Origin of the sequence: Halobacillus litoralis (genome assembly GCF_020524085.2) — a bacterium.
Lineage (GTDB): Bacteria > Bacillota > Bacilli > Bacillales > Halobacillaceae > Halobacillus > Halobacillus litoralis_E.
Genome location: NZ_CP129016.1, coordinates 1,900,971 through 1,914,976 on the forward strand (window position 1 = coordinate 1,900,971; position 14,006 = coordinate 1,914,976).

Consider the following 14,006-nt stretch of genomic DNA (forward strand, 5'->3'; position numbering starts at 1 on the left):
GCTTTTCACCGGTATATTGCTGAACTTCACGTGTAGGGATCATGGAATCCTTTTTGACGTAAATGGGAAGGTGGTCCAGTTGTGCTTCTGTGGTGATGGTTTGACCTCCGTCAAATTCTTCACCCGTCCAATAGTCCATCCATGTTTCTCCTTCAGGCAAGTATACGTCACGTTCCGTTTGCCCCTGCTTAACGACAGGTGCAAGCATCATCTCTTTACCAAACATGAATTGATCACTTACGTCATAGGTGTTCTCGTCTTCTTGGAATTGGTAGACAAGCGGTTGCTGGACAGGTGTTCCATTTTCTGCCGCGTCGATGAATGCGTTGTATAAGTAAGGCATGAGTTGATAGCGCATTTCGATGTATTTTCTGCTGATGTCTTCCACTTCTTGACCGAAAGCCCAAGGTTCTTGAGCTTGTTTCTTTCCTTCTGCTTTCTTATCACTATCATAGTGTACACGAGAGAATGGCAGGAATGCCCCTACTTCCATCCAGCGTGCAAACATTTCGGCATCTGGTCGACCTGCGAACCCGCCGATGTCGTTTCCTACGAATGGAACACCAGAAAGTCCAACGTTCATGTTCATAGGTAGAGACATGGCTAAGTGATCCCATTCACTTACATTATCGCCTGTCCAAAGAGCGGCATAACGTTGAGAACCTGCGTACATATCACGTGTCAATACGAATGGACGCTCGTTCGGCTTGTACATTTCGAATGCATTGTATGTAGCTTCTGCTTCGTCATGTCCATAAAGGTTATGATATTCTTCGTGCGTTCTTTGGTTTTCGCCTTCGCCAAATGTTACATCCAACGGCATTGTGTGGTAAGGGCCATCGAAGACAGCTGGTTCGTTCATATCATTCCAAACCCCATCAATTCCTTTATCAAAGAGGTCATGCTTGCTTGCCCACCAGTCACGCACTTCTTCTTTAGAGAAGTCAGGGAACATAGAGTCCCCAGGCCAAACTTCTCCTACAAAGTTTGTTCCATCAGAATTTTTTGCCCAGTAGTCGTTGGCTGTACCTTCGTCGTACATGAAGTAACCAGGATCTTTTTTTAACGGCAGGATCGTTAATTGTGATTTTTTTGAAGTTCATGTCATCTAGTTTTTGGTGTAGAGCTTCGTCACCAAATTTATCGGACCATGTAAAGACACGGTATTCATCCATATAGTCAATATCGAAGTGCATCGTATCTACAGGGATCTCTTTTTCACGATATGTTTCAGCTACACGTTCGATATCTTCTGCTGAATATTCCCATTTGGATTGGTGCAAACCAAGTGTCCACTTGGCAGGCTTGTCCATTTTACCCGTCAATTCTGTGTAACGATCAAGAACATCTTCAATTTCAGGACCATACATGAAGTAGTAGTTTAATGTGCCGTCATCGGCGTAGAAGTAATAATAATCGTCGCTTTCACTCGCCATTTCGAAATAAGAACGGTTCGTGTTATCGAAGAACATTCCGTATGCTTTTTCATTTTTCAAACCGATGAAGAAAGGAATGGATGTGTATAAGTATTTCGTGTCTGTTTCATATGCATAGGCGTCCGTATTAAACATTCCAATGCTTTCACCACGCTGGTTCACTTCAAGTCCGGATTGTTCGCCAAATCCGTAAAACGCTTCATCTTCGGTCGTTTTCTTATATACGTATGGCTTTTCACCATCATACCCAGAACCGTTTTGCATGTAGTCTTCGTTGATTACATTCCCTTCCTTATCAAGGAATTTAACGCCAAAAGGTTCTTTCTTAATTTTGATGGTGATCTCATTAGTGGTGAGAGTAATATCGCCTTCTTCCTCAGAAATATCAAAAGAAGGGGTATCCCATTCTTTTTTGCTGATGGCTTCTGAGAAATACTCTTCTTCTCCCTCTTTTAAAATCGAAACTTTTGCCATGTCTTCAGAAAAAAGACGGATAAAAGCGGATTGATTAGAGGATAAATCGAGCTTCACTCCATTTTCAAGCTGTTCCACACCTTCGACTTGAAGTTGTTTTTTTACAGCTTCATGGTTCAGCTCTTGATCAGGATGGGGTTGTGTTACCGCTAGTACGTTCGGTGCTTGTGCTGCGAATACCGTAGCGGCAATAGCTGTTGTAGCAACTAAGCGGGAAATTTTTTTGGATGGTTTGTTCATCTTCGTTATTCACCTCGAATGGAAATATTCGCGTCAACCGGTTGCGCAAATCAACTGTATACCGAGAGTGAAAAACTGACAATAAAGGAAATGTGGAATCGTTACCATAAGCCATAAGGACCATTAGCCTTATGATTAAAGCAATGGAAGCGGTTGAAAAAGATTTTGTAAGAGTTTCCAAAAAAAGTGAGATTCCAACCAATGGTTCATGATTTACGATTCCTTAACAAATGTGGGGACTTTGGGTTCTTTTTATGTAAAAAGTGTGTGAACCCCCATAAATATAATTAATGAACCGAAATATCGGCCCCTGAGATTTTAACTTAAGAATATTTTTGGCGATTCGAAAAATACTATCCTTGTTCCAATTAAAAAGGAGGGGAAGAACATGGGTAGAGACGAACACCGTAAGAACAAAGGGAAACAAAAACGTAAATTACCTCAAACTCCTAAAAATCAGAAGAACATTGACGTAGAGTTCTCTGAAGAATTAGCGGATCGCGAAGATAAAATCGCTCAACAAAGAGCGGAAGCTGCAGACCGCCGCGCTCACAAAAAACAGTAATTGGTAAATATAGCCCACACCAGGTCATCCAAAATATGGATGACCTGGTGTGGAATATTCATACAGGAAAACATTTTGTACAGTTTAAATTGTTTGAACTTAAATTACTTTATGCTATAATTTTAAATTGTGTTTAAAAAGATCAATCACATAGTGAATGAATGAATACTTAGAGGAGGTCATTTGTTATGAAACAATGGCGTAAATGGTTACCGGCTGTATTGCTTGGTATTCTCTTAACTTTAGCTGCATGTGGCGGCGAGTCAGGAGAAGATACATCAAATGGTAACGAGAATGAAGGTGAAAATGCCGAAACTTCTGAAGAAAAAGGAACCGTCAGAATTGGAATGAACAATTGGGCGGAAAACGTTGCCGTATCGAATATGTGGAAACTTGTTCTTGAAGAGAAGGGCTATACTGTAGAGCTCGAGCAAGTAGAGAAAGGTTTCTTGTATGAAGCTTTATCCAGTGGTGATTTAGATATTGGTATGGAGATCTGGCTTCCGAACACGGACAAAGCGTTCTATGAGAAATATAAAGAAGATATCGACTGGCGTGAAACTTGGTATGAAGGAACAAAACTAGGTCTGGCTGTGCCAAGTTATATGGAAGATATCAATTCTATTGAAGATTTGAAAGGCTCCGATGCATTTTCTGACAAGCAGATTGTAGGGATTGATGCAGGTGCAAGTATTATGTCCCTGACAGAAGAAGTCATCAATGAATATGAGTTGGATTATACTCTTGCCGCTTCTTCTGAGCCAACAATGATCACAGAGTTGAAAAGTTCCATGGAAAGTGAAGAACCTATCGTTGCGACCCTATGGAAGCCACACTGGGTATTCTCTGAAATGGACCTGAAGTTCTTGGAAGATCCTAAAAACGTTTATGGGGACTCTGAGAATATCTCTTATGCTGCGCGAAAAGGATTAGAAGAGGACCAGCCTCAAGTGGTCAAGTGGTTTGACAACTTTATGTTGAACGATGATGAGCTTGGCAGCTTGATGGCCAGCATCAATGAAGCTGGCGACGCACAAGAAGGTGCACAGAAGTGGATTGATGAACACCAAGATGTAATTGATAAATGGACAAAAGAATAATACACCTAAGACCCGCTTTTCCCTAAGCGGGTCTATTTTTTATGTTCTTAATATTGGTGTACATCCAAATATAGTCCTTGTGTACGAGATCGGCAACTTTCTATCTGAATACATGACTTAGTTTAAAAAGTGCCCCTTATGCAAGGGGCTTGATCATCGAGAAAACTCAAGTGCGCGGGACGATTAGCAGAGCCCCCGGAACTTAAGGATGAAGAGGTGTAATCCTCGCCCGCGGAAATCGAGCCGCTTTTCAGACCCTCTTTTTATCCATCGGTCTCCATGCATATGATTTAGGTTTGAATTTCATAGGAAATAAGAATTATCTGATTTGAGAGAATTATCTAACATAATTTGGTATAATGGGTAACTGAAGTTTTAGTACAAAGGAGCCCTTTACATAATGAGTATAGAGAAAATAAGAAAAGCGAAAGAAGCGATTGGCCGGGTAATCCTCGGTAAAGATGAAGTTGTAGAACTGCTGTTTGTCTCAATCATTGCAGATGGACACGCACTTCTAGAAAGTGTGCCTGGATCTGGGAAGACGAAACTTGCTAAAAGTTTTGCTAAAGTGATGGATGGAAAATTCTCACGGATTCAATTCACCCCAGATGTCCTTCCGAGTGCCCCCACAATGAGAACAACTTTACTGCTTAAGCCGTGGGAACCGAACCAGTGGAACAATTGATCCATGGGCAGGAGCCTTTGTTCTTTATCTATTCGGGTCAACATTTCCAGGGATTGACGTAAATGAACGTTTCCTTCCCCTTTTTCTTGATAAAAATAAGGATTTCTTTGAGGTCTGCGCATATCCCTGATGGAACCATAGATCAGTTAAAAGATTGGGAATCTAAAGGTATCGTTGTCGTTCAGGTGCAGACGAATGGTTCATCTGCCTATTTACGGCCCGTCTTACAAAGGGGGAGGGCTTGAATATGGTAGAAGGAAAAAGGAATATCATTTTTGTATATCAGACCTTAGGGGAAGCCATGCTTTTCTTTGTTCTTTGTTTTCCTTTGATTCAGTTGGTATCTCTATCCCTTCCCTATATTCTTTTTAGCACATACGTGATGGTTAGTATTGTTTTATTTTTCCTTATGAGAAGGTGGTTGACAAACTTTACTCCCTATTTAGTTAGTTTAGTGGCATTAATAGCGGCTGCCTATATTATGGGAGCTAGTTTATTAGTAGCACTCGTGGTCGGATCCTTTCTAGTATGGAGATATTACCGGCACGAAACGGATCCTGATTTGAATAATGAAATTTCATTGATTTTATACACAACGGTTTTCACTTTTATCATGATATTCTTCTTCCAGTCCTGGGATCTTGTCTACGCATTGATTTCCCTATATGTGGTCACGTGGGGAGGACATGCTTTTTCACATTATTACAATGTAGATAAAAGGGAGAGAAAAGGAGGGTGGAAAGGTCTCTTCGTCATCTTTCTGTCTTTAATCACAGGCACTTCTCTTATGCTGCTTCTTTTTCCATATCTTCGTTTATTAATTGGAACACTCTGGAGCGGGATTACGTACGCCTTTCTTGTAGGAGTGAACGGAATTTTGACGCTGCTTGCCAAAATCGGTCTGGATGTTTCTAAAATCGAGCCTGTGGAAGAAGGTTCTTTGCCGGAATTGCAGGTTTCATCTCCAGAAAGGCAGGAAGAACTCCAACGAATGAATGAAAGCAATCAAGAAACCACTCAAAAAGTAGCGGAGGCGATTGAGACAGGAACACTGGTTTTGATTGTCGTTGCCATCCTTTTGGCTTTGGTCATCTTTTTCTTTTTGAGAAAAAGAGCGACCATGGATATGAACCCCGCCCCTGATGCTCTCAACTATCAGTATTATGCGTATGATAAAGGAGAGAAAAAAAGAGCCTCTTCTTCCATTCCTTTTCGAAGGTCACTTACAGAAGGGTGGGAGAGAAAGCAGTTTCGAACATTTGAACATTTTGCAAGGCGGCATGGGTATGGCAGATATCCCAATGAATCACTGGAAGACTGGTTTGATAGAATCGGGCTTGGTATTGAATCGACGGTCCTTTATCAAAAAGTGCGGTATGGAAGTCAGAAATTAACCACCGACGAAAAGGATCAATTTGAGCTTGAATTGAAAGAACTGAAACAAAAAATCATTGAGAAAGAGCAATGACCTCTAGGAAATGAGTTTAAGCACTTCTTTTTCAGGAAACATACAGAATAGATTCAATTTACAATTCTTGAAAGGAGTCGCTGTTTTATGGACTTAAATAAAGAAATAAAGAAACTAGAGGCAGTACATTTAGAAAAACCACAAAAAGTATTTACGATGTATTTAAACACCGACCCTTCCGACCCTGATCAACAAGGGGGAGAATGGAAGATCCATTTGAAGAACGGATTGAATAATTTCGAATCCTATCTTCAAGAAGATGGCGATTCGGACGAAAAGAGAAACTATTGGGCAGTAAAAGAAAAAGTGGAGCAATTCATAGAAGAAAATGAACAACACTTTGCTAAAAGTGTTGTCCTATTCGCCACTGGCGATGAAACGGTATGGTTTGCGGAGCGTTTCCAAATGCCTGTGAAAACAGAATTCTACTGGGAAGAAACTCCTGTCCTGGACCAATTGAAAGAAATGCAGAATAAGTTCCCTAAGACAGGAGTCATCTTAACTCAGAAAAATCAAATTAAATTGATTGATGCAGAACTTGGAACGTTGAATGATACTCAGTTGTTTGAACTTGATCTGGATACGGAAGATTGGAGACAGCATCAAGGGCCGCACCGTGCTCAGCCTTCTATGGGGTCTGGTGGTGCCAAAACTTCTAAGAGGGATCAATTTCAAGAGCGCTTTGAGGCCAATCGTTATCGTTGGTACAAGAGTGTAGCTCCTAAGATTGATAAACTAGCTAAAGAATATGGCTGGGAGCGCTTCTATCTTGTCGGTGATAAAGAAGAGTTAAAAGACTTGCAGGATAACATGAATAAAGAAGCGGATGATATGATCAACAAAAATCTTCTGGATCATGAAGAGATGCATGTACTTGAGGAAGTTGTACAATAGTAGGAGAAAGTGAGAAGGTGCTGGTGTGTTAGCCGGCACCTTTTTTCATGTATGGAGCGTTCTGGACTAAGAAGAGGCGTTCCCTCGTTTGGAATAGGAACAACCTGCGGCTCTACAGCCTAGGTCTTTTTTATAGGCGTGGTTTATCCCCGGGAGGTTTTTGTGCATTTATTGGATAGCATTAAGGAGAATCTTAACATTATACATAGAAGAAATAGGTATGATAAAATATTATTTAATGAAAATAATTAGATTGGGGAATGACACATGTTCGTCGTAGATTCTATGGTGCAGGTACCAGAGCATAAAGCGGATGATTTAATTGATATATATAGAAAACGATCCCGTCTTGTAGACCAGGCGGATGGTTTTATTTCCTTTCAACTGCTGCAGAACGACAGGAAACCTGGGGAACTAACGGTACACTTGGAATGGGAATCTAAAGAGGCCTACCTCAATTGGGCCCGTAGTGAGCAATTCAAGAAAATCCATGAATTAGAAAAGCAATATCCCGACCAGGAACTTCAGGGGATCGTGCCAAAGGTATCTAAATACGAGGTGGTCGCAAAGTGAATAAGTCGGAACAGAGCCGCTTAGTTCAATTAGTAGCAGATGAAATTTATGAGGCTTATCCATACCTTTGGGGAAAATTCGGTCAGAACGGAAGAGATCGGACCGAAGAAGATAACTTCCATCATTTAGATCATTTGCAGGCGGCTTATGAGATGGATAGTGTCGATTTTTTTATTGATTATACGAAGTGGCTGAATACAGTTCTTACCTCTAGGGAAGTTCCTACTTCATTGATCATTGATAATTATGAACGCCTGGTACGCCTTCTTAAAGACATGGAGGTTGTGGACGAGGCCGAAAAACAGTGTTATATCAAATATTTGGACGAGGCCTTACAACATTTGCATACACTTTCAAAGAGGTGAATACTTTGGACGTGCAACACGAAATTTTAGCCCATTATTTCCTTCAAGGAGATGAACAAGGGGCAGAAGAATATATTAAAACTTTATTAGAAAAACATCCGAGAGCATATTTGTATGAAGATATCATTACTCCCGCCATGTATTATATTGGAGAACTTTGGGAGAGAAATGAAATATCCGTTGCAGACGAACACTTGGCTACAGCCATCTGCGACTTCGTGCTTTCAAAACTTCACTCAGAAAGCGGTCTTGTAAGTAGAAGACACCAAAAAAACTTCAAAGCTATGTTATTCGGTGTAGAAGAAGAACAGCATTACATAGGTTTGAAAATGGTGGCGGATACGTTTAAAGACCATGGGTGGAGAGTACGTTATTTGGGACCGGACCTTCCTTTGGAACACTCCTTCACCCAAATTGAAAAATACAGACCTGATGTCATTGGAATATCAGCGGCCTTGCCTTATCGTCTAAAAACAATTAAGAGGTTGTTGGAGCGGTTTTCTCAATTAGAATGGAATCCGCTGATAATGATTGGCGGAAGAATAGTGAAGAAGTACGACTTGAAAGAATTTGAATCTGAACAAGTGATGGTTGTCAAGGATCTGGATCATCTTAAACGTTGGTTCAATGAAGGAAGGGAAGAAACAATCAATGAAACGAGTTGAACGCAGCTTTCCCTTGCCGCACTTTATCATCAATAAAAACTTTAAGATTGAATCCTTATCGGATGAGGCTGTTGAGATGTTCGGCGAAATAAACAATCTTCTAAATGTTATGGATGAAGGAAGCCTCACCAAGATTGAAAAATGGGTTACCCCGGATGTTCATAAACTTTCTGTAGAAGTTGCAATTAAGCCTTCTGATGAAGCGCAGAACCCTATCACATGCGATATGCATGTGAAGTGGAAAAATGATTTGTATGCAGAAGTGTTGATCATACCAAAAGATGAACAGTTATCGAAAGTTACCACAACCATGGATCAATTGCGGTCCCGTTTGAATGATACAAACTTTCAACTGCTTGAAGAAAAAGAGAAATTGGAAGACGCAATCCTACATGGGAATCGACTCTCGGCTCCGTTTATACGCTTAACGGAAGAAACCGCCTTAATTCCGCTCTTTGGTCATATTACGGCTGATAAAATGTACACAGTGGAAGAGCCATTGCTGCAAGCCACACAGAACGGGGATACAGAGAGGGTTCTTTTTGATTTTACGGCAGTAGGACAAATCGACGAGGATGGAGCTCAACTATTGAAAAATTTAATGACTTCCTTATGTTACATGGGCTCACAAGTCATCATCACCGGGGTTCGTCCAGAGCAGGTGAAACGGATCCAAAGGATTCATTTTTCTTCAGAAATTACTTTTATCAATTCTCTGCATCAAGCTTTAAAAAAATACTGCAATGATTAAAACTACCCGCTCCTTAAATTAGGAAGCGGGTTTTTAAATATTCAAAGGTCATGATTAAAAATATGTTAAGAAATCATTCTTTTGTGGAATAGTTCAATAAGAGCTTAGATTCAGAAAGGGTGTAAGATTATGGAGATGACTTTAGAAGTAAATGGTATGACTTGTAATCACTGCGAGCAGTCCGTGAAGGGTGGCCTTCAAGAATTGGAAGGGGTACATGGTGTTGAAGTTGATCTAGACAGTGGGAAAGTAAATATCACATATGATGAAGCTTATGTAAGCAAAAAGATGATGAAGGAAGCCGTTGAAGCTCAAGGATATGAGCCAGTAGGGTAAACAAAAAGAAGCCCGGAGTACCCGGGCTTCTTTTTTAGCTCTAAATCGATATCAATTACTGGACGTTGTATGGCAATTGGGTCTTGTACCCTGTGAATTGTTGATACGTCTGATCGATTTTTTGTTTTTCCGCCTGCTCAAGTGCATACCATCCATTTTTAAACATGAGGTTGTATAAGTTGCGTTGGCAGTCCTAGGTTTCTTTGAAGATTGTAGCAAGATCCTGATAAAGGTTTTGGTTGCTAGCTTCGTTTAATGCGATGTTATAAGAGGCTGTCATGTATTTTTCAGTGGTCAGCTGATCATTAACAAAGTCTCTCTCATTCATTTGTGGAGTTTTCGGTACGTTCGTTTCAGGATTCTGTATCTTTTGAGTCTGATTCATGCTGTTCCTCCTCAGTTGGTTGTTTGGGATTGGGAATTCAAATGATTCAGGAGCTTATCATAGTGCCGCTGGTGCATTTGCCCAGCTTCTTCTAAAGCCGCCTGAATTTCCGGTGTTTGGCAGTTTTGTGCAAAGAAATGAGCTTTTTTACAAGCATTCAAATTCCATGACAACATATCAGCAAGATAAAGCTGATCTTTTGTGCTCACGATGTTGGGGACTTGAGACATAGGCTGGGATTGCTGCATCGATTGGTTTTGTTGTTGCATCAAGTTTCCTCCTTCTTTTTTCATTTTTTATTATGACCTTCATCTTCATTTCTATAAGAAAAAATCACTTCGTTCATCCTAGGTAGTAAATCCCTTCGTGAAAGAGAGGAGGGTTTGTCGAAGAAAACATTATTTTTACCCATTTCATCTAATAAATGATAAAATAGTAGTATGTTAACGATTACATGACAGAAAAATCAGAACCGATTTTGTGAACGGGAACAAGGTTTAGGGGGTTGGAGAATGGAACAGATACTCAGAAACTTTTTTCTTTTTTTATCAAAGAATCGCTTTTTTACAAAGTTAGCAAAAAAATATGGTCTTCGCTTTGGTGCAGGGAAGTTCGTAGCAGGGGAAACTGTTCCTGATGCCGTTGAAACAATTAAAGAATTAAATAAGAAAGGGATGGCTGTGACCATCGACCATCTAGGGGAATTTATTGATAGTGAAGCAGAAGCAAGGGAAGCAGCGGAAGGCTGCATAAAAGCAATCGAGGCGATTGCAGAACATCAGTTGGACTCTCAGCTTTCTTTGAAGTTAACGTCTATGGGGCTTGATATATCGGAAGAGCTTGTCATGGAGAATATGCGCAGGATCCTCGATGTAGCTGAAGAAAAAGATGTGTTTGTCACCATTGACATGGAGGATTACGAAAGATGTGAAAAGACGCTTGAAATATTTAAGAAGCTGCGTGAGGATTACGAACATATTGGAACCGTATTACAGTCCTACTTATACCGCACCGTAAAGGATATTAAAGAACTCGACAAGTATAATCCCAATTTAAGACTTGTGAAAGGCGCCTACAAAGAGTCGCCGAAGGTCGCTTTCCCTGATAAGAAAGATGTAGATGAAAATTTGAAAAAAATCATCCGTATCCATTTGCTAAATGGAAATTATACAGCTGTAGCCAGTCACGATGATCGAATGATTGAATATACGAAATCTCTAGTTGAAGAAAAGGAGATTTCAAAGGAACAATTCGAATTCCAAATGCTCTATGGAATCAGAGTGGAAAGACAGGAAGAGCTAGTAAAAGAAGGGTACAAGATGCGGGTCTATGTCCCTTATGGCAATGACTGGTATGGATATTTCATGAGAAGGCTGGCTGAGAGACCGGCAAACGTTGCCTTCGTGTTAAAAGGTGTGTTCGGAAAATAACCAACTGCCCGCAGATCTGCGGGCAACCTATGGGATGATCGTGCATAAAATATATGAACGATAAAAAATTCCAAGGAAGATTTTACAGAATTATAGGGAAAAGGATTGCGAAATGTCTGAAAATATTTTATATTATACATAGATACGAATTAGCCGTACTTATTTTTTTGGCTGTAAAATGAATGAATATTCATTCAAATGAGATAGGGGGAAATGTAATGAATCACAAAATCAAGCGGGCAGCCGTCCTTGGATCAGGAGTAATGGGCGCAGGGATCGCCGCACACTTAGCCAATGTAGGAATTCCTACATTAATGATGGATATCGTCCCTCGTGAATTGACGGATGCAGAAGCAAAAAAGGGTCTCACGCTAGAAGATAAAGCTGTGAGGAACCGGATCGCTGCTGAAAATAAAAAAGCACTTCTTAAACAAAAACCTTCACCACTGACAAGTAAACAAAATCTAAATCTAATTGAAGTTGGAAACTTCACAGACGATATGGAACGTCTAGCCGAAGTCGATTGGGTCATTGAAGTAGTCGTTGAGAACCTTGATATCAAGAAAAAGGTTTTAGCAAATGTGGATCGTCATCGTAAGAAAGGCTCATTTGTTAGTTCCAATACATCTGGTATATCTATTGAAGCCATGTCTGAAGACTGCAGCGAGGATTTCAAAGCTCATTTCCTTGGCACACACTTCTTCAACCCGCCACGTTATTTGAAGTTATTAGAAGTGATTCCTACGAAGCATACCAGTCCAGACGTTCTCCAATTCATGAAAGAATTCGGAGAAGATGTTCTTGGCAAGGGTGTCGTCGAAGCGAAAGACACGCCGAACTTCATTGCCAACCGAATTGGAACATACGGTCTTTTAGTTACTGTCCAACAGATGCTTGAAAAAGGATACTCAGTCGGTGAAGTGGATTCTGTCACCGGACCTATGATAGGTCGTCCAAAAAGTGCTACCTTCCGTACGCTTGATGTTGTTGGCTTAGATACTTTTGTTCATGTAGCGAACAACGTGTACGACCAGGTGGAAGGAGAAAGAGAAAAAAGCGTTCGAAATTCCTTCCTTCATGAAAAACATGCTTGAAAAAGGATGGTTGGGATCAAAGAGCGGGCAAGGATTCTTCCTTAAACAGAAAGGTGATAAGGGAAGTGAAATCTTGCAGCTTAACCCTGAAACCCTTGAGTATGAAAAACGAGGCCGGCTGAAAACCAAGGCCACTGAGATGGCGAAACAGGAAAAAGGGCCACAGCGGAAATTGAAAACCCTCGTAAACGCTGAAGGAGACCGTGCTGGAGACTTGGTCTGGTCTGTTGTAAAACCTGTCCTCCTCTACTCAGCAGAATTGTATGGTGAAATTGCTGATGATGTACCATCTATTGATGAGGCCATGCGATGGGGATTCGGATGGGAGCTAGGTCCATTTGAGATGTGGGACAGCATCGGAGTGAAATCTTCTGTTGAGCGTATGAAGAAAGAGGGGGAGACGATTCCGGCATGGGTAGAGAAGATGCTGGACGAAGAATTTGCTACATTTTATAAAAAAGAAAATGGAAACGTTTACTTCTATCATGAAGGAGAATACAAGCAGCAGTCCTTTAATGAAAAGGTTATTAATCTTAAACGCTTGAAAGAAGAGCGGGAGGTTATAAAGAAAAATGCCGGTGCGAGCTTAATTGATCTTGGCGACGGGGTTGCAGGATTAGAGTTTCATTCCAGAAGCAACGCCATTGGGCTTGATATCATTCAGATGATCAATTTTGCCATTGATCATGTAGATGAAAATTTTGAAGGTCTCGTCATTGGAAACCAGGCGAAGAATTTCTGTGTGGGTGCAAACCTTGGAATGATTCTTATGGAAGCTCAAGACTTCAACTTTTTTGAAATCGAGATGGTCGTTAAAAGTTTCCAGGATAGCATGATGAAAATGAAATATTCGGATAAGCCGGTCGTTGCCGCACCTTTCGGAATGACCCTTGGTGGTGGGGCAGAAGTTTGTCTGCCTGCTGATGCCATCCAGGCTTCACAGGAAACCTATATGGGGCTGGTAGAAGCGGGTGTCGGTCTCATCCCAGGTGGCGGTGGAAACAAAGAACTTTATATCAAGCACTTGAGAAACATACCTGAGGGCATAGATTTTGACCTTCAAAAGGTTGCAAACAGTGTGTTTGAGAAAATCGCTATGGCGAAAGTTTCTACTTCAGGGGAGGAAGCGAAGGAAAATGGCTTCTTAGATTCACGAGATGCGATTAGTGTCAATGGAGATCACCTCCTTCATGATGCGAAACAAAAAGTGCTCGGGTTAGCGAGGTCAGGCTACCAGGCGCCTAAACGGACAAAAATACCGGTAGTTGGCGAGCAGGGCTATGCAACGATGGTTCTAGGAGCTAAATCACTTGCTCTAAGTGGATATGCAAGTGAACACGATCTTAAAATCGCTGAAAAACTAGCTTTTGTCCTATCTGGAGGAAAGTTGAAAGAAGGAACGCTCGTGGATGAGCAGTATTTATTAGATCTTGAACGTGAAGCCTTTTTAAGTCTTGTAGGTGAGGCGAAGTCTCAAGCACGTATGCAGCATATGCTCATGAAAGGCAAGCCGCTACGTAATTAATTAAAAAAAGAGGGGGAAGA

At 40.9% G+C, this 14,006-nt stretch carries 11 protein-coding genes and 4 pseudogenes; 12 read left to right on the forward strand and 3 right to left on the reverse strand.

All coding sequences use genetic code 11. From position 1 onward, the window contains the following. Window positions 1-26: 26 nt before the first annotated feature. Window positions 27-2,150, reverse strand: a pseudogene (locus LC065_RS20490) (TIM-barrel domain-containing protein). 388 nt (window positions 2,151-2,538) lie between these two features. Here LC065_RS20490 and LC065_RS09550 point away from each other — a divergent pair. From LC065_RS09550 to copZ, 10 genes and pseudogenes are all read left to right on the forward strand, one after another. Next, window positions 2,539-2,715, forward strand: coding sequence for a YfhD family protein (locus LC065_RS09550; protein ID WP_089654190.1), 177 nt, complete (start codon window positions 2,539-2,541; stop codon window positions 2,713-2,715). A 188-nt stretch (window positions 2,716-2,903) separates the two neighbouring features. Further along, entirely contained in the window at window positions 2,904-3,815 is a 912-nt protein-coding gene (locus tag LC065_RS09555; protein ID WP_226591870.1) for a glycine betaine ABC transporter substrate-binding protein, read from the forward strand. Between the two features lie 400 nt (window positions 3,816-4,215). After that, a pseudogene (locus tag LC065_RS09560) lies at window positions 4,216-4,437 on the forward strand (AAA family ATPase); the annotation flags it as partial. A 310-nt stretch (window positions 4,438-4,747) separates the two neighbouring features. After that, window positions 4,748-5,968, forward strand: coding sequence for a hypothetical protein (locus LC065_RS09565; protein WP_226591869.1), 1,221 nt, complete (start codon window positions 4,748-4,750; stop codon window positions 5,966-5,968). An 87-nt stretch (window positions 5,969-6,055) separates the two neighbouring features. Beyond that, window positions 6,056-6,862: a VLRF1 family aeRF1-type release factor gene (locus LC065_RS09570; protein ID WP_226591867.1), complete on the forward strand. Its 807-nt coding sequence runs from the start codon at window positions 6,056-6,058 to the stop codon at window positions 6,860-6,862. 267 nt (window positions 6,863-7,129) lie between these two features. After that, complete coding sequence (locus LC065_RS09575) at window positions 7,130-7,435, forward strand: antibiotic biosynthesis monooxygenase family protein (RefSeq protein ID WP_226591865.1); 306 nt, start codon at window positions 7,130-7,132, stop codon at window positions 7,433-7,435. Further along, window positions 7,432-7,800, forward strand: a complete 369-nt coding sequence (locus LC065_RS09580; RefSeq protein ID WP_226591863.1) for a hypothetical protein — start codon at window positions 7,432-7,434, stop codon at window positions 7,798-7,800. Before LC065_RS09575 ends, LC065_RS09580 begins: the two co-directional genes overlap by 4 nt. Before the next feature lie 11 nt (window positions 7,801-7,811). After that, on the forward strand, window positions 7,812-8,465 hold the full coding sequence (locus LC065_RS09585; protein WP_226592792.1) for a cobalamin B12-binding domain-containing protein: 654 nt from the start codon (window positions 7,812-7,814) through the stop codon (window positions 8,463-8,465). Continuing rightward, window positions 8,452-9,216, forward strand: coding sequence for an STAS domain-containing protein (locus LC065_RS09590; protein ID WP_226591861.1), 765 nt, complete (start codon window positions 8,452-8,454; stop codon window positions 9,214-9,216). Before LC065_RS09585 ends, LC065_RS09590 begins: the two co-directional genes overlap by 14 nt. 129 nt (window positions 9,217-9,345) lie before the next feature. Beyond that, window positions 9,346-9,552, forward strand: coding sequence for a copper chaperone CopZ (gene copZ, locus LC065_RS09595; protein WP_226591859.1), 207 nt, complete (start codon window positions 9,346-9,348; stop codon window positions 9,550-9,552). Window positions 9,553-9,607: 55 nt separating this feature from the next. Here copZ and LC065_RS09600 read toward each other — a convergent pair. Together LC065_RS09600 and LC065_RS09605 are read right to left on the reverse strand one after the other, a co-directional pair. Continuing rightward, window positions 9,608-9,937, reverse strand: a pseudogene (locus tag LC065_RS09600) (spore coat protein). 11 nt (window positions 9,938-9,948) lie between these two features. Then, window positions 9,949-10,206, reverse strand: a complete 258-nt coding sequence (locus LC065_RS09605) for a hypothetical protein (RefSeq protein WP_146816734.1) — start codon at window positions 10,204-10,206, stop codon at window positions 9,949-9,951. 243 nt (window positions 10,207-10,449) lie between these two features. Between LC065_RS09605 and LC065_RS09610 the strand changes: the two genes are divergently transcribed. Both LC065_RS09610 and LC065_RS09615 read left to right on the forward strand, forming a co-directional pair. Further along, a complete protein-coding gene (locus tag LC065_RS09610) occupies window positions 10,450-11,367 on the forward strand; it encodes a proline dehydrogenase family protein (protein ID WP_226591856.1) in 918 nt (305 codons plus the stop codon). 218 nt (window positions 11,368-11,585) lie between these two features. Then, window positions 11,586-13,986: pseudogene (locus tag LC065_RS09615) on the forward strand (3-hydroxyacyl-CoA dehydrogenase NAD-binding domain-containing protein). Window positions 13,987-14,006 lie beyond the last annotated feature (20 nt).

Bases quoted from the DNA above. Each gene is read 5' to 3' on its own strand.
- LC065_RS09610 (WP_226591856.1), top strand. From the start codon at position 10,450: ATGGAACAGATACTCAGAAACTTTTTTCTTTTTTTATCAAAGAATCGC.
- LC065_RS09590 (WP_226591861.1), top strand. From the start codon at position 8,452: ATGAAACGAGTTGAACGCAGCTTTCCCTTGCCGCACTTTATCATCAAT.
- LC065_RS09575 (WP_226591865.1), top strand. From the start codon at position 7,130: ATGTTCGTCGTAGATTCTATGGTGCAGGTACCAGAGCATAAAGCGGAT.
- LC065_RS09570 (WP_226591867.1), top strand. From the start codon at position 6,056: ATGGACTTAAATAAAGAAATAAAGAAACTAGAGGCAGTACATTTAGAA.
- LC065_RS09555 (WP_226591870.1), top strand. From the start codon at position 2,904: ATGAAACAATGGCGTAAATGGTTACCGGCTGTATTGCTTGGTATTCTC.
- LC065_RS09605 (WP_146816734.1), bottom strand. From the start codon at position 10,206: ATGCAACAACAAAACCAATCGATGCAGCAATCCCAGCCTATGTCTCAA.
- LC065_RS09565 (WP_226591869.1), top strand. From the start codon at position 4,748: ATGGTAGAAGGAAAAAGGAATATCATTTTTGTATATCAGACCTTAGGG.
- LC065_RS09550 (WP_089654190.1), top strand. From the start codon at position 2,539: ATGGGTAGAGACGAACACCGTAAGAACAAAGGGAAACAAAAACGTAAA.
- copZ (WP_226591859.1), top strand. From the start codon at position 9,346: ATGGAGATGACTTTAGAAGTAAATGGTATGACTTGTAATCACTGCGAG.